This window comes from Bradyrhizobium sp. 172 (genome assembly GCF_023101065.1).
Classification (GTDB): Bacteria; Pseudomonadota; Alphaproteobacteria; order Rhizobiales; family Xanthobacteraceae; genus Bradyrhizobium; species Bradyrhizobium canariense_D.
In genome coordinates this window covers 4079963-4097961 of record NZ_CP064701.1, presented here as the reverse complement: position 1 = coordinate 4097961, position 17999 = coordinate 4079963, and the positions used below count along the sequence as shown (strand labels likewise).

Sequence of the window (17999 nt, the reverse complement as noted above, 5' to 3'; positions counted from 1 at the left end):
CCAAACTTCGAGACACGACTGAGTGCATTCGTCGCACGCGTTGCGCACGCGTCTGGAGAAATTCTAACGCAGTTCCTATCGCACTCCGAAATCGCCTGCGTTAGGGCGAGGCATCAAAAACGATACCGGCGAAGCCGGCAGTGCGTGGGGCCTCGACAAACGTGACCGATTTCCAACTTGCTTCGCGTGCCGACACGCGTCGTCGACAGATACAGACTCTCTTCCTCGGAGCGGCCAGCACATTTGCTCTCGTCGTTCCCTTCGGTGCCGTGGAGGCGCAAACGCAGATCCCCGCCGTCACCGTCGAAGCCCCGGCTCAGCGCGCCCGGCCTGCAGCGGTCGCCTCAACGCGACAGTCAGCGGCGACACGCACCGCGCGCGCCAATCGTCGCTCTCCGTCGCAGCAAGCTGCGCCAACCCAGTCGGCATCCTCGAACGACGCCACCGGTGAACGCTCCAATGGTCCGGTGCGCGGTTTCGTTGCGACGCGCAGCGGCACCGCGACCAAGACGGATACGCCGCTGATCGAAACCCCGCAGTCCGTCTCCGTCGTCACGACCGACCAGGTCAGGAACCAGGGCGCGGTCTCGATCGGCGAGGCGTTGCGCTACACCGCCGGCGTCAGCGGCGACGTCAACGGCGGCTCGGACACGCGCTTCGGCGCCCTCCAGATCCGCGGCTTCGACACCACCATGTCGGGCCTCTATGTCGACGGTTTGCGGATTCCCTCCAGCAATTACGTGCACTTCAACGGCCTCGATCCCTATGGCGCCGAGCGTCTCGAGGTTCTCAAGGGCCCATCCTCGGCGATGTATGGCGGCAGCGGCACCGGCGGCATCCTCAACTACGTGACCAAGCTGCCGACGGCCCAGCAGTTCGGCGAGGTCTCGATCTCGGGCGGCAGCTTCAACCGCTATCAGGGCCAGTTCGACATGGGCGGTCCCGCCAACAAGGACGGCACCGTGCTGTGGCGCCTGACCGGCGTGGTGCGCGACGGCGAAACCCAGGTCGACTTCACCAAGGACAACCGCGTCTTCGTCGCGCCCGCCGTCACGTTCAAGCCGAACGATGACACCACCATCACGATCCTCGCCAACTACCAGCGCGACCGGGCAGGGTGGGGCCTCCAGTTCTTGCCGGCCTCGGGCACGGTGTGGCCAAACAACGGCCGCACCATCCCGGTCGGCCGAGCTTCAACGCGTTCAACACCGAGATCGCGACCGCCGGCTACCAGCTCTCGCACAATTTCACCGACAACATCACATTCCGGCAGAATTTGCGCTACGCCTACCAGCACAACGAGGAGAAGGTGTTTTTCGGCGGAGGCTATACCGACGAGGCCGCGGGACAGCTCGCCCGTTTCGGCAGCTACAGCAACTCCTACATCGACTCCTTCGCCGTGGACAACCAGCTCCAGGGCAAATTCACCACCGGCTTCCTCAGCCACACCACGCTGGTCGGGATCGACTATCGCAACACCAGATTCCGCGACACCGCCTTTGGCGTCACGACGTCCGCGCCCGAGATCAACGTCTTCAGCCCGGTCTACAGCTACGACTGGACCATGGGCGCCATGAGCGACGACACCGGGGTCAAGCAGTCGCAGGTCGGCCTCTACGCGCAGGACCAGATCAAGCTCGGCCGGCTCTCGTTCCAGCTCGGTGGCCGCCAGGATTTTGTAACGACGCAGGTCGGCAGCGGCATCTTCAATACGTCGGTCGCGAAGGATGCGTCGGCCTTCACCGGCCGCGCCGCAATGATGTACAATTTCGACAACGGCATCGCGCCCTATTTCAGCTACTCGGAATCGTTCCTGCCGGTGCTCGCGACCGGCCCGAGCGGACAGCTGCTCAATCCCGAGACCGGCGTGCAGTACGAGGTGGGCGTCAAGTACCAGCCGCTCGGATGGAACGCGCTGTTCACCTTCGCCGCCTTCGACCTGACGCGCGACAACGTCGTCACCTTTGCGCCTCCGCTCAACATTGCCGAGCAGACCGGCCAAGTGAAATCGCGCGGCCTCGAGCTCGAAGGCACGATGTCGCTCGCCGACGGCTGGAACCTGCGCGCGGCCTATGCCTATGTCGATGCAATCGTCACGCAGGATCCGGTGAATGTCGGCAAGGCGCCGGTCACCGTGCCGCTCAACCGCGCCTCGCTGTGGAACGACTATACGCTTCAGACCGGGCCGCTCGCGGGCCTGCAGTTCGGCGGCGGCGTCCGCTATGTCGGCGCGACCTGGGGCGATGACGCCAATACATTCAAGGTCGGATCCGCGACCGTGCTGGACGCGCTGCTCGCCTACACCAGGGACAATTGGCGCCTGTCGCTGAACGTCACCAATCTCGCCGACACCCGCTACGTCGCCGCCTGTTACAGCCTGTCGGGCTGCTTCTACGCAGAGGGACGCAAGGCCATCGGCAAGCTGACGTATCGGTGGTGAGGTCTAGGACGGTCCGGCAATGGCGGCCGGGCCTGCTTGATGAGAGAAGACGATGAGAGCGATATTCGGCAAGCTGCATCGCTGGGCGGGACTGCTCACGGCCGGATTCCTGTTCTTCTCCGGTATCACCGGGGCGATCATCTCCTGGGATCACGAGATCGACGAGGTCCTGAACAGCCATCTGTTCGACGTCAGCAGCAAGGGCCCGGCCATTCCCTCGATCGATCTCGCCAAGATGATCGAGCAGCGCGATCCCCGCGCGCGCGTTGTCTACCTGTTCATGACGCCGGAGGAGGGCCACTCGCTGTGGTTCTTCGTCATGCCCAGGATCGATCCCGCGACCGGCAAGCGCTATCCGCTCGACTACAATCAGATCTTTCTGGACCCCAATACTGGCGCCGAGCTCGGCCGGCGCTATTGGGGCGCGGTGTGGCCGGTGACGCGCGAAAACTTCGTCTCGTTCCTCTACAAGCTGCACTACACCATGCACATCCCGGAATTCTGGGGCAGCGACCGCTGGGGCATGCGCCTGCTCGGCGTGATCGCCATCATCTGGACCATCGACTGCTTCGTCGGCTTGTATTTGACGCTGCCCTCGCGCCGGCGCGCCCGGGCGGCGCGGGCACCCCAGGTCACGCGCCAGCTCGAACGCGGCTTCTGGGCGCGTTGGGCGCCCGCGTGGACCATCAAGACGTCAGGCAGCGCCTACCGGATCAATTTCGATATCCACCGCGCTTTCAGCCTGTGGACCTGGGGCGTGCTCTTCATCATCGCCTTCACGGCGTTCTCGCTGAACCTCTATTTCGAGGTGTTCTCGCCGCTGATGAAAATGGTGTCGAACTACACGCCGACGCCCTATGAGCAGCGGCCGTATCGCGATCTCGACGACCCCATCGAGCCCAAGGTCAGCTTCGCCGACATCGCCGCGCGCGCGGCGGTCGACGGCAAGGGGCGAGGGTGGACCATCCCGGTCGGCTCGGTCAATCACGGCCCGGCCCACGGCGTCTATGCCGCGGCCTTCTTCCACCCCGGCGACGATCACGGCGCCGGCGGCGTCGGCCCGGCGCAGCTCTATTACGACAGCGAGGACGGTCGTCCGATCGGCGAACGGCTGCCCTGGGTCGGCACCGCCGCCGACATCTTCGTACAGGCGCAATTCCCGCTGCATTCGGGCCGCATCGTCGGGCTGTTCGGCCGCATTCTGATCTCGGTCATGGGGCTGGTGGTGGCGGCGCTCTCGGTCACCGGAATCGTGATCTGGTGGCGCAAGCGCCGCGCCCGTGTCCGCGTGCGGGCGACGGCTGCGATGCGCCCAAGCCGGCAGCAACTGACGCCGGCGGAGTAGGGCGTTCGTCCGGCGCGGATGAACCTTACGGCCCGGCACCGGCACAAAGACTGGAGATCACTCCCCGCCTTTCCGGAAATCGCATGAGATCGCTTGCCTTGCTCTGCCTGCTCGTCTTTGCTACGCCCGCCGATGCGGCCACGCCCGAGCAGCATTATCTCGACCTGCGCGATCGCTACATCGCAAAGTTCTCGAAAGCTGCGGAGAACGACGAGACCTATAAGCAGCACGATGCGGCGCTCAAGGAGTTGACGGGCGTCCTGCGCGGCCTGGTGGGCCCCGTCGTGATCAAGGGACTGCCGGCCGACGGCAAGACGAATGCGGACACGCTCTTCAAGGGCGACTCCGGCTTTGGCCATCTCGACGGCCTCGGCTTCGCCTCCGAAGGCGACAAGATGCAAGCGGTGGCGACCACGACCGGCTTGCTCAGGCACTGGCTTCGCGAGCACCGCGAGGACGGCATGCCGCAGGAGATCGGCGCGGCCTTCAAATCGGACCGCTTCTACTATCAGGCGATCCAGGACTCCGCCTTCGCCAAATACGCCGAACTGCCGATCACGAAGCCCGCGGGAGCGAGCGCGGCCGTCGCCGTGCTGGGCGTGCGCGGCAATGGCGACCTGAAGGGACCGCCGCATGAAATCGACGTCGTCGCGATCCATGGCGACAAGGTCTTCTTTCTCGCCGCAAGCGACGCGGTGAAGACGGCTGAGATCCCGGCCTGCGAAAAGGTCTGGAAGCAGATGATGGCCAAACCCATCGACAAGAAAGACCCCCGCGGCGACATCACCCGCGAAGACAACGCGATGACCGCGTACACGGCGTGCTTCGCCAAGGAGGCACCAAGCCAGAGCTGGTATGCGACGGCGGTCAAGAAAGCGCAGAGCCAGCTGGAGTTGCTGCTCGTGCGCTAGAGCGATCATCCAGTTACCTTCGGGGCTACAACGTTGCGCGCCGCCCTGGCTCAAGAATGCGCAATCGGAAATTGCAGCTTGTCCTGCAGGCGCAACCAAGGCCAAGCAGCGCGAAATCGCCCCAAGCCCGCTCGACGAGGTCGTCGGCCACACTCCGCCCGGATTCGGCGGCGCTCGTGGAACTCGTTCGCGACGAGGGGGTTGCACTGCGGTTGGAACCGAACGGGTAGCACAGTTGAATCGCCGGCAATTCCTGGAAGCCTCGGCATTGACGCCATTGGCGACATTACTACCTGGCGCAGTCTCTGCGGCATCGGCGGCGGAGTTGCCGTTTGGTCCCTCTTATGTCCGCGACCTTGCCCGCAATTTGGCGAGTAAGCCCTTTGCGCCACCAGAGGAAAAGGTCCCGGACGCGCTCAAGGATCTCACCTACGACCAGTACCGGTCAATTCGCTTTCTGCCGGAGCGCGCGGCTTGGCGTAGCGAGAAGCTGCCCTTCGAGGTTCAGTTTTTCCACCGCGGCTTTTTCTATAAGAACAGGGTCGACATTTACGAGGTCGCCGGCGGACGAGCCGTACCGATCAGGTACCGGCGCGACGATTTTGCATTCGGCGACAATATCGGCCAGGTACCGGACGCCGATCTCGGGTTTGCCGGGTTTCGCATTCACGCCCCGATCAATCGCCCCGACTATTACGACGAGGTTTGCGCGTTTCTCGGCGCCAGCTACTTCCGTGCCGTTGCCAAAGGCGAGACGTATGGCCTGTCCGCGCGCGGTCTGTCGATCGATACCGGCGAGAGCAAGGGGGAGGAATTTCCCTTCTTCAAGGCGTTCTGGCTGGAGAAGCCCGCGCCGGGTGCCACATCTGTGGTGGTCCATGCGCTGCTTGACAGCAAGAGCGCTACGGCAAGCTATCGCTTCACGATCAGGCCGGGCGCTCCGACGGTCTTCGACGTGGAGATGTCGCTCTATCCGCGGATCGAGCTGCAGCATGCCGGCCTGGCGCCCATGACAAGCATGTTCTTTTTCGGTCCGAACGACCGACACGATGTCGACGATTTCCGCCCTGCCGTGCACGACTCCGATGGGCTCGCCGTGTTCAACGGAAAGGGCGAGCAACTCTGGCGTCCTCTCAACAATCCGCGCGATCTGCAAGCCAGCACATTCAATGATCTCAATCCTCGCGGCTTCGGCCTGATGCAGCGGGAACGAAACTTCTTTGCCTACGAGGACATCGAATCGCGCTTTGAGCGTCGCCCAAGCCTCTGGGTCGAACCGATCGGAGATTGGGGAGAGGGCAGTGTGGTCCTCTTTGAGATCCCGACCAAGGAGGAAGTTCACGACAACATCGCCGCCTTCTGGCGCCCGAAAACAGCTCTCCAGGCCAAGAGCGAAAACAACTACACCTACCGTCTGCACTGGGGTCCGGACGCGCCGAAGCCCAATTCGCTGGCTCGGTTCACCCGCACAGGCGTTGGCGCGCGGGGCGACGACAGCAAATTGTTCGTGCTCGAAATCGTCGGGGACGGACTGAAGGCGGTCGATCCCAACAAGGTAAGGGGTGCCGTCAGCGCCGACAAATCCGAGATCAAGAACGTCGTCACACAGCCAAACCCGGAAACCGGTGGCTGGCGCCTGAGTTTCCAGTGCGCCGTGAAGGACGCGCCGATCGAGTTGAGGGCGATCTTGATGCAGGGCGAACAGCCGATCTCTGAAGTCTGGGTTTACCGATGGGCGCCCTGACGACCTCGCCCGCGCTCTCGCTTGAGCTTGGCACTCGGTATCTTCCCGACGAAACGCCTCTCCCCATGCAGCCTTGCCGATTGGACCGGACTAACCGTGCCGATCCGGGGCGACTGCGGACCGCCCCTGCCGTTGCAGCGCGACGCCTGTTCATTCTTGGCGGAACGGTCGCGATTACCGCTGCGGGCGCTGTTGAGATGTACGATGTTCTCAAGGTTGGTGGCGTCACGGTCCTCGAAGGCATGGTGTTCGGGCTGTTTCTCGTGCTGCTCGCCTGGATCGCGTTTTCGTTCGTGTCTTCAGTCGCCGGTTTTTTTGTGCTCCTGCGGGGGCGACCGGATGTGCTGCCAATTGACAGCCAGGGTCCGCTGCCCACGATCACCGGCCGAACGGCGATGCTGTTGCCGACCTATAACGAGGATCAGCACCATCTCATGGCGCGACTCCGCGCCATGTACGAGTCGGTCGACGAAACCGGACAGGACCCGTTGTTCGATTGGTTTCTGCTCAGTGACACGACAGATCCGGACATCTGGATTGCCGAGGAGCTTGCGTTTCTGGAACTGCAGCGCAACTGCGGTTCGGGCCATCTCTACTATCGTCACCGATCCGACAACACCGCCCGAAAGTCCGGCAACATCGCCGAATGGGTGAGGCGGTTCGGTGGCGCCTACGACTACATGATCATTCTCGACGCGGACAGTCTGATGAGCGGAGAGACCATCGTGCGGCTGGCGGGCGCGATGGAATCGAACTCGCAAGCCGCGCTGATTCAAACGCTTCCGATCGTCGTCAATGCGCGAACCCTGATTAGCCGGCTTCAGCAGTTCTCGGGTCGTTTGTACGGCCCGCTGATCGCGGCCGGGAACACCTGGTGGCACGCCTCAGAGGGCAACTACTGGGGACATAACGCCATCATCCGGGTGCAGGCTTTTGCGCAAGAGGCGGGCCTGCCCGAGTTGCGCGGGAGGAAGCCTTTCGGCGGCCATATCCTCAGCCACGATTTTGTCGAAGCCGCACTAATGCGACGAGCGGGATGGGGAATTTTCATGGCTCCAGGTATCGGCGGGAGTTTCGAGGAGGTGCCCCCGTCGCTTCTGGATTTCGCGGCGCGCGACCGCCGCTGGTGTCAGGGCAATCTCCAGCATCTTGCCGTTCTACCGGCTCGAGGCCTGCACTGGGTCTCCAGGCTTCACCTGTTGACCGGGATCGGATCCTACCTCACCGCGCCGCTGTGGCTGCTGTTTCTATTGCTCGGAATCCTGACCTCCTTGCAGGCCTATTTCGTCAAGCCGGAGTACTTTCCCAAGGGCTTCTCGTTGTTTCCAACGTGGCCCGCACAGGATCCCGTGCTCGCCGCCTGGGTCTTTGCCGCGACAATGGGGCTGCTCATCGTGCCCAAATTGCTGGCCTACCTCGTTTTGCTCACCAAGCGTGCGGAACGGCAGGCATTCGGCGGCGGATTTCGCGTGCTGCTGGCGGTGGTCGCCGAGAGCCTGCTTGCCGCCTTGATCGCCCCCTCCATGATGATCTTTCAATCCACCGCCGTGGCGGAGATCCTGCTGGGCCGTGACGCGGGCTGGCAAGTGCAACGGCGAAGCGATGGCAGGATCACGCGCGACGAAGTCTATCGCAAGTTCACGGTGCCGACCCTATGCGGTCTGGCCATGGCGGCAAGCGCCTACGCCGTGTCGCTTCCGCTGCTGCTCTGGATGTCACCGGTGATCATCGGCCTGGTTTGCGCCATTCCGATCGGTCTCGTCACCTCGACGGCACCGCGAATGGCGCGCCTGTTTGCAACCCCGGAGGACAATCGCGTGCCGGCGCTGCTGCAGAGGGCGAGAGAGCTTGCCAGCCTGGATCGAATCGAGCCACACGGGGCCCTGATCGAACTTAGACAGAATCCCGCGTTGCTGGGACCGCACATGCAGTCCCTCGAAACGCCGCCGCGCAAATCGGGCCAAATCGACATAGATCTCGCGATCGGCCGGGCCAAGATTGAGCAGAGCGACGATTTCGAGGAAGTCGTCAGCAGCCTCAGCGCACGCGAGACGCTTGCCGTGCTGAAGCACCCACACGCCCTCGAGCAGGTCATGCGCATGCCGCGAGCTACCGCTTCCGCGGAAGTCTAGGTCATGGCGGTGTAGGACAGGGGTTGACGACCCGGCTGGGCTTGGGCCGAGAGCGAGATGTCTGCTGTGCGCGCGGTCCCAGCCTACAGCGAACTGCCACCCAAATTCCAGCCGCGACCACCCTCGCCAAAGATCTCGTAACCCGTCGCCGTCACCGCAACCGTGTCCTCGAGCTTGATGAACCCGCGCTTCGGATGCTTCATCGTGGTCTCGATCGACACCACCATGCCAGTTTCGAGCGGCAGCCGCGCATCCGTGTCGTCGTAGGGGATCGGACCTTTGGCCGTCAGGCGAGGGGCCTCGTGGCTGACGAGGCCCATGCCGTGGGCCAAAAACTCCGTGCAGTCGCGCTGGGTGATCTTCGCGAGCTGCCGCTCGGCCGCGACGTAGATGTCGCCGCCCATGGCGCCCGGCCTGACCGCCGCGAAGGCGGCGCGCTGGACCGCCTCGATCTCGGCCAGACAGTCCTTCAGCTCGGCATCGGGATCGCCGAGCACGGCCATGCGCGCGAGGTCGCCGATATAGCCGTGATAATTGCCGCCGGAATCGAGCGACAGCACGTCACCTTGCTCCCAGCGCTGCGCCGAGGGCGCCCGGTTGTGGCTGTTGCCGCAGGCGAGCAAGCAGTATTCGAAGGTCAGCCCGCGATTGGCTTCGGCGAGCCGCAAGGCGTCCGACAATTGCTGCTTGGTCGTGCCCGGCCCGTGCCCGGCGATCACCGCCAGCATCGAGGCGATCACCAGTTCGGACGCCGTCTTGAGCTTCGCAAGCTCGTCCGCCGACTTCACCGCCCGCAGCCGCTCCAGCACCAGCAGCGCGTCCTTGAGCTCGGCGCCGGGCAGGGCGTCACTGAGCGCCCGGCCCGCATCCATCGGCAGGAACGCCATCTCGACCCCGACCCGCTTCAGGGGCACGCCGGCATCGCGGATCAGGCTTACGGCCCGCGTAATCGCATCGACCGAGCCGTTGGACTCGGTCCGCACCTGCGCCACCCATGGCGGCGCCACGGCGCGCTGATGGGTTTCCAGACGGTGGCCGACATAAACCGCCTTGTCGGGTGCGCCCTTGGGATAGACCAGCACCGGCAGATAGCGGCTGACGCCGAGCGCATCCATGTAGTCGAAGAAGATCGCGCGCTCGGCACCCAGCAGGTACTGCACATTGTGCTTGGAGGTCGCGACCAGGACGTCGAGGCCGGCAGCCTCCATCAGGCGGTCGAGCTTGGCGGCGTCGAATGGAATGGCGCGCGAGCGGTCTGCGCGGGCGACGTTCTCCTGCATGACGAACCTCCCAATGCTGCCGTGGCGACAACCGCTGCGTCGGTTTGCCCGGGGATTTGTTGGCACAAGTTTGATCCGAAAGAGGGGTTCTGGGTAGCTGCGGAATGATCTGGCCTGACCTGCACAGCCATATCCACGATTCGCATAAGGTATATTATGGAATATCATTATATCAAATCAGATCAGTTATTTAGCTAGAATTCCTCTCATCGCACCTTCGTTCCCGGTCCATTTCCAGGCTGGCCGTCGGACGTGGTCCCGACTTTCGACGGCTACTGTGCATGGGGTTGTTTTTCGGTTTTTGAATCGGGCCGATGCCGCCGAAAGCCGATATTGCCGTGAGGATGTCCGGCTGCAATAAGCGAGGCTTCGCGAGATCGCAGATGACCTTCTGACCTTCCGTCCGTATAGGTTTGCATCTCAGAACAACAACAAACTTTCCGAGGAAGCAGACCCATGAGCTTTTCCCGCCGCACGCTTCTCAAGGCCTCCGCCGCGACCGCGGTCCTGGGCGGCCTCAGTGCGCCCCATGTGGCCCGCGCCCAGAGCGCCGAGTTCACCTACAAATACGCCAATAACCTGCCGGACACGCATCCGCTGAACGTGCGCGCCAAGGAGATGGCCGCGGCGATCAAGGCCGAGACAGGCGGCAAGTTCGACCTCCAGATCTTCCCGAACAACCAGCTCGGGTCTGACACCGACATGCTGAGCCAGATCCGGTCCGGCGGCGTCGAGTTCTTCACGCTGTCGGGGCTGATCCTGTCGACCCTGGTACCGGCGGCGTCCATCAACGGCATCGGCTTCGCGTTCCCGGACTACGGCACGGTCTGGAAGGCGATGGACGGCGATCTCGGCGCCTTTGTCCGCGGCGAGATCAAGAAGGCCGGGCTCGAAGTCATGGACAAGATTTGGGACAACGGCTTCCGCCAGACCACGTCGTCGAGCAAGCCGATCACCCATCCGGACGATCTCAAGGGCTTCAAGATCCGCGTGCCGGTGTCGCCGCTATGGACCTCAATGTTCAAGGCATTCGATGCGGCGCCCGCCTCGATCAATTTCGCCGAGGTCTATTCCGCGCTGCAGACCAGGATCGTCGAGGGCCAGGAGAACCCGCTGGCGATCATCTCGACCGCCAAGCTCTACGAGGTGCAGAAATACTGCTCGCTGACCAACCACATGTGGGACGGCTTCTGGTTCCTGGCCAATCGCAAGGCGTGGAGCAGCCTGCCCGAGGATGTGCGCACCATCGTCGCCAAGAACATCAATGCCGCAGCGCTCAAGGAGCGTGAGGATACCGCCAAGCTCAATGCCAATCTGCAGCAGGAGCTCGCGGGCAAGGGCCTGACCTTCAATCAGCCCGCGGTCGCGCCGTTCCGCGACAAGCTGCGCTCCGCCGGCTTCTATGCCGAGTGGAAAGGCAAATATGGCGACCAGGCCTGGGACCTGCTGGAAAAAGCCGTCGGCAAGCTGTCGTAACGCGTTGGAGCCGTCATGGCTCATCTTGAGGTCGAAGTGAGCGGAGTGGCGGGCGAGGCGGCTGTTCGGTCCCCTCACCGGCCTTCCTTGCTGGCCTCGACGGAGCGCGCACTCGGTCTCCTCGTCGAAATTCCGGCGGCCATTTTGGTGGTCGCCGAGATTGCGATCCTGTTTGCCGGCGTGGTCGCGCGCTACGGCCTGCACCGGCCGCTGATCTGGTCGGACGAGCTGGCCTCGATCCTGTTCCTGTGGCTCGCCATGCTGGGCGCGGCGGTGGCGTTCCGCCGTTCCGAGCACATGCGCATGACCGCGGTCGTCGCCAGCACCAGGCCGGCCACGCGGGCCTGGCTCGATCTGGTCGCGACCTGCGCGGCGCTGGCCTTCCTGGCGCTGATCGTCTGGCCGTCCTGGGACTACGCCTACGAGGAAAGCTTCATCACCACGCCGGCGCTGCAGATCTCCAATATGTGGCGCGCCGCGGCATTGCCGGCCGGCATCTGCCTGATGGCGGCGTTCGCGCTGTTGCGGCTGCTGCGCGCAGTCGATTACCGCATGGTGCTGACGGCCGCGGTCGCCGTTGCCGTCGTCGTCGGCTTGTTCTGGCTGGCGCAGCCATATCTGCGGCCGCTCGGCAATCTCAACCTCGTCATCTTCTTCGTCGGCGTCGCCGGCTTCTGCGTCTTTGCCGGCGTTCCCATCGCGTTCGGCTTCGGGCTCGCGATCTTCGGCTATCTGGCACTGACCACGCGCACGCCGGTCATGGTACTGGTCGGGCGGATGGACGAGGGCATGAGCCACCTCATTTTGCTCTCGGTGCCGCTGTTCGTATTTTTGGGGCTCCTGATTGAAATGACCGGCATGGCACGGGCCATGGTGGCGTTCCTGGCCAGCCTGCTCGGCCATGTCCGCGGTGGGCTGCATTACGTGCTTGTCGGCGCGATGTACCTGGTCTCCGGCATCTCAGGTGCCAAGGCCGCGGACATGGCCGCGGTCGCGCCCGTGCTGTTCCCGGAGATGAAACAGCGCGGCGCCAAGCCCGGCGATCTCGTCGCGCTTCTTGCGGCCACCGGCGCGCAGACCGAAACCATTCCGCCGAGTCTCGTGCTGATCACGATCGGATCGGTCACCGGCGTCTCGATCGCCGCGCTGTTCACCGGCGGCCTGTTGCCCGGCGTGGTGCTGGCCATAACGCTGTGCATGTTGGTGTGGTGGCGCTATCGCCACGAGGACATGAGCCATGTCCGCCGCGCCACAGGCGGCGAGATCGGCAAGACCTTCGTCATCGCCCTGCCCGCGCTCGCGCTGCCCTTCGTGATCCGCTACGCCGTGGTCGAAGGCATCGCCACCGCCACCGAAGTGTCCACGATCGGCATCGTCTATGGCGCCCTGGTCGGCCTCCTCGTCTACCGCCGCTTCGACTGGCGGCGGCTGTTTCCGATGCTGGTCGAAACCGCGGCGCTGTCGGGCGCGATCCTGCTGATCATCGGCACGGCGACCGGCATGGCCTGGGGCCTGACGCAATCAGGCTTCTCGCGGGCGCTGGCATCCGCCATGACCGGATTGCCGGGCGGCGCGGCGACCTTCATCGCCGTCTCGATCCTGGCCTTCACCATCCTCGGCAGCGTGCTCGAGGGCATCCCGGCGATCGTGCTGTTCGGGCCGCTGTTGTTTCCGATTGCGCGCGCCGTCGGCGTCCACGAGGTGCACTATGCCATGGTCATCATTCTCGCCATGGGTATCGGGCTATTCGCCCCGCCCTTCGGGGTCGGTTATTATGCCGCCTGCGCCATCGGACGCGTCGATCCGGCCGAAGGCATCAGGCCGATCTGGGGCTATCTGCTGGCGCTGCTGGTAGGATTGATCGTGGTCGCCGTCTTTCCGTGGATCTCCATCGGATTCCTGTAGGCCGGCGCGTAAGGGAGGTGTCGATGAGCGAGCGGCAGAACCAGTACAATATCGGCCTCGACAAGACGCCCGCCAATTACGTGCCGCTGAGCCCGTTGAGCTTTCTCGCACGCAGCGCCGCGGTCTATCCCGATCACGTCAGCACAGTCTACGAGGGGCGCAGCTTCACCTGGCGCGAGACGCATGAGCGCTGCAAGCGCTTTGCTTCGTATCTTGCCGGCAAGGGTATCGGCGTCGGCGACACCGTCGCGGCGATGCTGCCGAACATTCCGGCGATGAACGAGGTGCATTTCGCCGTCCCCATGACCGGTGCCGTGCTCAACGCGCTGAATATCCGGCTCGATGCGCCTTCGATCGCATTTCAGCTCGACCATGGCGGCGCAAAGATCATTCTGGTCGACCCCGAGTTTTCCGGCGTGATCACCGATGCGCTGTCACAGATGAGTGGCCCAAAACCGTTCGTGATCGACGTCGACGACACCGCCTTCAAGGGCGGCGGGCGCATCGGCGAGATCGAGTACGAGGCCGCGCTCGCGCAAGGCGATCCTGACTTCGCGGCGATCCTGCCGGGCGATGAATGGGACGCAATCGCGCTGAGCTACACCTCGGGCACCACGGGAAATCCCAAGGGCGTCGTCACCCATCATCGCGGCGCCTATCTGAACGCCGTCAGCAATATTCTCGCGGGCCAACTCGGCCAGCATCCGGTGTACCTCTGGACGCTGCCGATGTTCCACTGCAACGGCTGGTGCTTCCCCTGGACCATCGCAGCCGCCGCCGGCATCAACGTCTGCCTGCGCAAGGTCGAGCCGACGAAAATCTTCGAGCTGATCAAGCAGCACGGCGTCACCCATATGTGCGGCGCGCCGATCGTCTACAACACGCTGATCAACGCGCCCGATGCACCGAAGGGCGATGCCGCGCGCCGCGTCGTCGGCCTGATCGCCGGTGCCGCGCCGCCGGTCGCGGTGCTCGAGGACGCCGAGAGCATCGGCATCAAGCTGACGCACGTCTATGGCCTGACCGAGGTCTACGGCCCCGCTTCCGTCTGCGCCGAGCAGCCTGGCTGGGATGATTTGCCCGCAGCCGAGCGCGCCAGCCTGAAGCGGCGGCAGGGCGTGCCCTACCCGCTCGAGGAAGCCGTCACCGTCATCGATCCGCAGACCATGAGGCAAGTACCGCGCGACGGCGAGACCATCGGCGAGGTCATGTTCCGCGGCAACATCGTGATGAAGGGCTACCTCAAGAACGACAAGGCGACGCAGGAAGCCTTCGAGGGCGGCTGGTTTCACACCGGCGATCTCGGCGTGCTCGACGCGCACGGTTACGTCATCATCAAGGATCGCTCCAAGGACATCATCATCTCCGGCGGCGAGAACATTTCCTCCGTCGAGGTCGAGGACATCCTCTACAAGCACCCCGCCGTGCTGTTTGCCGCCGTGGTCGCAAAGCCCGATCCGAAATGGGGCGAAGTGCCCTGCGCCTTCGTCGAGCTGAAGGACGGCGCAAGCGCGAGCGAAGCCGATATCATCGCCTTCTGCCGCTCGCATATGAGCGGCTTCAAGACGCCGAAGGCCGTGGTGTTCGGGCCCATCCCGAAAACGTCGACGGGAAAGATCCAGAAATTCCTGCTGCGCAACGAAGCGGGATCGGCGAAGGCAATCTCGAGCTGAGAGCCGCTTGTCTCGACCTCCGCGGCGGTTGGGTGTCGCCGCGAAGTCGTTGCGCAGTTTCGACTAGTCAGATTCGCCGGGCCCCCTCGACCTCACATCTTCTTATAGGCGTCAACCAGGGCCTGGCCGTCGGCTCCCGCCTTCTTGAGCCAGTCGGCGGTGAGCTGTTCGCCGATCCTCTGGAAGCCAGCCTTCAGGGCCGGGCTCGGCGGCTCGACCGTCATGCCCTTGGCCTTGAGCTGATCGATGTACCAGGTGCTCTTGTCCTGCCAGGCCTTCCAGCCGCGGGTTTCCGCGGTCGCGGCGGCCTTGAGGATGGCCTCCTGGGTCGGCTTGTCGAGCGCCTCGAACGCAGCCTTGTTGACGAAGGTGTAGTCCTTCGGGATCCAGGCTTGCACGTCATAGAAGTACTTCAGCGACTCCCATGCCTTCGCATCGTAGCCCGTGCCGCCTGACGACATGAAGGAGTTCACGACGCCGGTCGCAAGTGCCTGCGGCAGCTCGGCGGCTTGAATGGTGACCGACTGCGCGCCAACCAGTTCGCCGATGCGCGCGGTCCCAACGTTGTAGGCCCGCCATTTAAGGCCCTTCATGTCTTCGATGGTCGCAAGCGGCTTGCTGACATAGACGCCCTGCGGCGCCCACGGCACGACGAACAGCAGCTTGAGCCCCTGCGCCTCCAGCTTCTTCGTAATCAGCGGCTTCGACGCCTGGTACAGCTTCATGGCATCCGGGAAGCTGGTCGCCAGAAACGGCACGACGTCGACGCCGAATACCGGATCCTCGTTCTCGTGGATCGACAGCAAGACTTCGCCCATCTGCGCCTGCCCGGTCATCACCGCGCGCTTGATGTCGGGCGCCTTGAACAGTGAGGCGCCCGGATGAACCGTGATCTGGAGCTTGCCGGACGTGCCGGCTTCGACGTCCTTGGCGAACGCGACGAGATTCTCGGAGTGCGGATTGTCGGCCGGATATGCCGCCGGCAGATTCCATTTGGTCTGAGCCAAAGCGGGTGTCGCAGCCAGCACGGCGCTGGCGATCAAGGATGCGCGGAATAAACGAGACATCATCGGGCTTCTCCTCACAGTCAATTTCAAAACCGGTACGCTCAGTCTGGGAAAGCAAGCTTGGGCAGGAACATCACGATCTGCGGATATTCCGTGATGATGAACACGGCGGCGAGCAACAGGACGAAGAACGGGAACGCCGCCCGCGCGACGGTCAAGGTATCACGCCCGCTCATGTTCTGGAGCACGAACAGATTGAAACCGACCGGCGGCGTGATCTGCGCCATCTCCACGTGGATGATGAGATAGACGCCGAACCAGACCAGGTCGAGACCGGCCTGCTTGACCATCGGCAGCACGATCACGGCGGTCAGAACGATCATCGAGATGCCGTCGATCAGGCATCCCAGGATTATGTACATGATGCTCAGATACAGCGCGAGCATGCCCGGCGTCAGCTGCTGGCCCTGGACCCAGGTGGCGAGCGCCGCCGGAATGCCCGTATAGGCCATCGCTGCGGTCGTATAGGCAGCGCCTGCCAGGATCAGCATGATCATGCAGGTCAGGCGCGTCGCGCTCATGATGCTCTCGAGGAAGTTCTTGCGCGTGAGCGTGCGGCTCCACCACGCCAGCAGCAGCGCGCCCGAAACGCCCCAGGCGGCGCATTCCGTCGCCGTCGCGAAGCCGAGCACGAGGGAGAGGAAGACTGCCAGGATCAGCAACAGGCAGGGCGCAAGCCTGGCCGACTCGCGCAGCTTCTGGCGGAACGGCATCGGGGGATCGCGCGGCGGAATCTTCTTCGGGTTCAGCAGCGACCAGATGATGATGTAGCCCGAATAGAGCACCATCACGAGCACGCCCGGCAGGAAGCCGCCGAGGAACACCTGAAGCACGGAGACATTCGCGGTGACCGCATAGACCACCATCGGGATCGACGGCGGGATCAGCAGGCCGAGCGTGCCGGAGCCCGCGAGCGAGCCTAGACTCAAGCCCTTATCGTAACCACGCTTGTCCAGTTCGGGCAGCGCGATCTTGCCGATGGTCGCACAGGTCGCCGCCGACGAACCCGACACTGCCGCGAAGATGCCGCAGCCGATCACGTTGACATGGGTCAGACGCCCCGGCAGCCACTGCACCCAGGGCGACAGGCCCCGGAACATTTCCTCGGATAATTTGGTGCGGAAGAGGATCTCGCCCATCCAGATGAACAACGGCAGCGCAGCCAGCGTCCATGACGAGCTTGCGCTCCATGTCGTGGTCGCAAGCACGGAGCCGAGCGGCAGGCTCGTGGTCAGCGCCATCGCCACGAAGCCGACAAGCCCCAGCGAAACCGCGATCCAGATGCCACTTCCCAGCAGCACGATCATGACGCCGAGCAGAATGAACGATAGTTCGATCATGCCGAGATTGGCCATCGTCAACCTCCGCCGCCCTGCGATATCCGCTCGATGAATTCGTCCGGAGTCTCGTCCGGCGAGCCCTTCTCGTAGCTCGGCCGGTTGCCGCTGATGACACTGACCATTTCATCAATGAGCGCGATCGAGAGGATCACGAGTCCGCCGGAAAACCCGAGCTGCGGAATCCAGAGCGGAAGCGCGACGACGCCCTGCGCCACGTCGTTGAAGCGCCAGGAATCGTAGGTCATCTGCACGGCATGCCGGGTGAAATAGAGGATGAAAGCGGCGGCAATACCAAGGGCCACGACCTCCGCCACCTGTTTGGAGCGCCCATGCAGACGCTCCAGCAACAGGCCGACCCGGATCATCTCTCCGCGCTTGAAGGTGTGAGCGAGGCCGAGGAATGCCATCGCGGCCATGCACCATGAGGCGAAATCATCGCCGGCGGGAATGTTGACCGCAAACTGGCGCCCGATCGACATGATCATCATGATTGCAAAGATCGCAACCATGAAGGCGCCGGCGGCGTAGCCCGCACCGAGATAAAGGAGATCTAGCGCGCGTCGCACCGGCCCCCGGCTCGTGACATCGTCCCCTGCCAACGCGATCCCCATCCTCATACGAAGCGATTCAGAAGGTCCCGGCGATCGCACGTCGCGCGCCGGTCCTGCATGAATATCGCCCCTGCC

Annotated in this window: 11 protein-coding genes and 1 pseudogene; 8 read left to right on the top strand and 4 right to left on the bottom strand. The window is 63.8% G+C overall.

Annotation, left to right across the window (positions count from 1 at the left end; all coding sequences use genetic code 11):
- Positions 1-467 precede the first annotated feature (467 nt).
- From IVB07_RS19780 to mdoH, 5 genes and pseudogenes are all read left to right on the top strand, one after another.
- A pseudogene (locus IVB07_RS19780) lies at positions 468-2440 on the top strand (TonB-dependent siderophore receptor).
- 52 nt (positions 2441-2492) lie between these two features.
- Positions 2493-3785 carry a siderophore utilization protein FsrB gene (gene fsrB / locus IVB07_RS19775; RefSeq protein ID WP_018457842.1) on the top strand — a complete coding sequence of 431 codons (1293 nt, stop codon included), beginning with the start codon at positions 2493-2495 and terminating at the stop codon, positions 3783-3785.
- A gap of 83 nt (positions 3786-3868) precedes the next feature.
- Complete coding sequence (locus IVB07_RS19770) at positions 3869-4696, top strand: hypothetical protein (RefSeq protein ID WP_018457843.1); 828 nt, start codon at positions 3869-3871, stop codon at positions 4694-4696.
- Positions 4697-4931: 235 nt separating this feature from the next.
- Positions 4932-6440 (top strand): glucan biosynthesis protein G, encoded by a 1509-nt coding sequence (locus IVB07_RS19765; protein ID WP_026233450.1) that lies wholly within the window; start codon positions 4932-4934, stop codon positions 6438-6440.
- Entirely contained in the window at positions 6428-8572 is a 2145-nt protein-coding gene (mdoH, locus tag IVB07_RS19760; RefSeq protein WP_026233451.1) for a glucans biosynthesis glucosyltransferase MdoH, read from the top strand. The genes IVB07_RS19765 and mdoH overlap by 13 nt, the downstream gene beginning before the upstream one ends.
- Positions 8573-8655: 83 nt before the next feature.
- Here mdoH and IVB07_RS19755 read toward each other — a convergent pair whose 3' ends face one another.
- Positions 8656-9852 carry a Xaa-Pro peptidase family protein gene (locus IVB07_RS19755; protein WP_018457846.1) on the bottom strand — a complete coding sequence of 399 codons (1197 nt, stop codon included), beginning with the start codon at positions 9850-9852 and terminating at the stop codon, positions 8656-8658.
- A 456-nt stretch (positions 9853-10308) separates the two neighbouring features.
- Between IVB07_RS19755 and IVB07_RS19750 the strand changes: the two genes are divergently transcribed.
- From IVB07_RS19750 to IVB07_RS19740, 3 genes are read left to right on the top strand one after another with little or no spacing between them, the layout of a single operon-like run.
- Positions 10309-11328: a TRAP transporter substrate-binding protein gene (locus IVB07_RS19750; protein WP_018457847.1), complete on the top strand. Its 1020-nt coding sequence runs from the start codon at positions 10309-10311 to the stop codon at positions 11326-11328.
- Positions 11329-11343: 15 nt separating this feature from the next.
- The gene (locus IVB07_RS19745; RefSeq protein ID WP_026233452.1) at positions 11344-13233 is read left to right on the top strand and encodes a TRAP transporter large permease subunit; all 1890 of its coding nucleotides are present in this window, start codon (positions 11344-11346) and stop codon (positions 13231-13233) included.
- Positions 13234-13256: 23 nt separating this feature from the next.
- Positions 13257-14906 carry an acyl-CoA synthetase gene (locus IVB07_RS19740; protein ID WP_018457849.1) on the top strand — a complete coding sequence of 550 codons (1650 nt, stop codon included), beginning with the start codon at positions 13257-13259 and terminating at the stop codon, positions 14904-14906.
- A gap of 92 nt (positions 14907-14998) precedes the next feature.
- Here the strand turns inward: IVB07_RS19740 and IVB07_RS19735 are convergent, their stop codons facing one another.
- The 3 genes from IVB07_RS19735 to IVB07_RS19725 are packed head-to-tail and all read right to left on the bottom strand — an operon-like array spanning position 14999 to position 17924.
- Entirely contained in the window at positions 14999-15976 is a 978-nt protein-coding gene (locus tag IVB07_RS19735; protein ID WP_018457850.1) for a TRAP transporter substrate-binding protein, read from the bottom strand.
- Between the two features lie 38 nt (positions 15977-16014).
- On the bottom strand, positions 16015-17328 hold the full coding sequence (locus IVB07_RS19730) for a TRAP transporter large permease subunit (protein ID WP_007591091.1): 1314 nt from the start codon (positions 17326-17328) through the stop codon (positions 16015-16017).
- A 2-nt stretch (positions 17329-17330) separates the two neighbouring features.
- A complete protein-coding gene (locus tag IVB07_RS19725; RefSeq protein WP_018457852.1) occupies positions 17331-17924 on the bottom strand; it encodes a TRAP transporter small permease in 594 nt (197 codons plus the stop codon).
- Between the last annotated feature and the right edge of the window lie 75 nt (positions 17925-17999).

What these genes read in the sequence shown, in the direction of transcription:
- IVB07_RS19740 (WP_018457849.1), top strand. Translation starts at nt 13,257, where the DNA reads ATGAGCGAGCGGCAGAACCAGTACAATATCGGCCTCGACAAGACGCCC.
- IVB07_RS19755 (WP_018457846.1), bottom strand. Translation starts at nt 9,852, where the DNA reads ATGCAGGAGAACGTCGCCCGCGCAGACCGCTCGCGCGCCATTCCATTC.
- fsrB (WP_018457842.1), top strand. Translation starts at nt 2,493, where the DNA reads ATGAGAGCGATATTCGGCAAGCTGCATCGCTGGGCGGGACTGCTCACG.
- mdoH (WP_026233451.1), top strand. Translation starts at nt 6,428, where the DNA reads ATGGGCGCCCTGACGACCTCGCCCGCGCTCTCGCTTGAGCTTGGCACT.
- IVB07_RS19750 (WP_018457847.1), top strand. Translation starts at nt 10,309, where the DNA reads ATGAGCTTTTCCCGCCGCACGCTTCTCAAGGCCTCCGCCGCGACCGCG.
- IVB07_RS19725 (WP_018457852.1), bottom strand. Translation starts at nt 17,924, where the DNA reads ATGGGGATCGCGTTGGCAGGGGACGATGTCACGAGCCGGGGGCCGGTG.
- IVB07_RS19745 (WP_026233452.1), top strand. Translation starts at nt 11,344, where the DNA reads ATGGCTCATCTTGAGGTCGAAGTGAGCGGAGTGGCGGGCGAGGCGGCT.
- IVB07_RS19735 (WP_018457850.1), bottom strand. Translation starts at nt 15,976, where the DNA reads ATGATGTCTCGTTTATTCCGCGCATCCTTGATCGCCAGCGCCGTGCTG.
- IVB07_RS19770 (WP_018457843.1), top strand. Translation starts at nt 3,869, where the DNA reads ATGAGATCGCTTGCCTTGCTCTGCCTGCTCGTCTTTGCTACGCCCGCC.
- IVB07_RS19730 (WP_007591091.1), bottom strand. Translation starts at nt 17,328, where the DNA reads ATGGCCAATCTCGGCATGATCGAACTATCGTTCATTCTGCTCGGCGTC.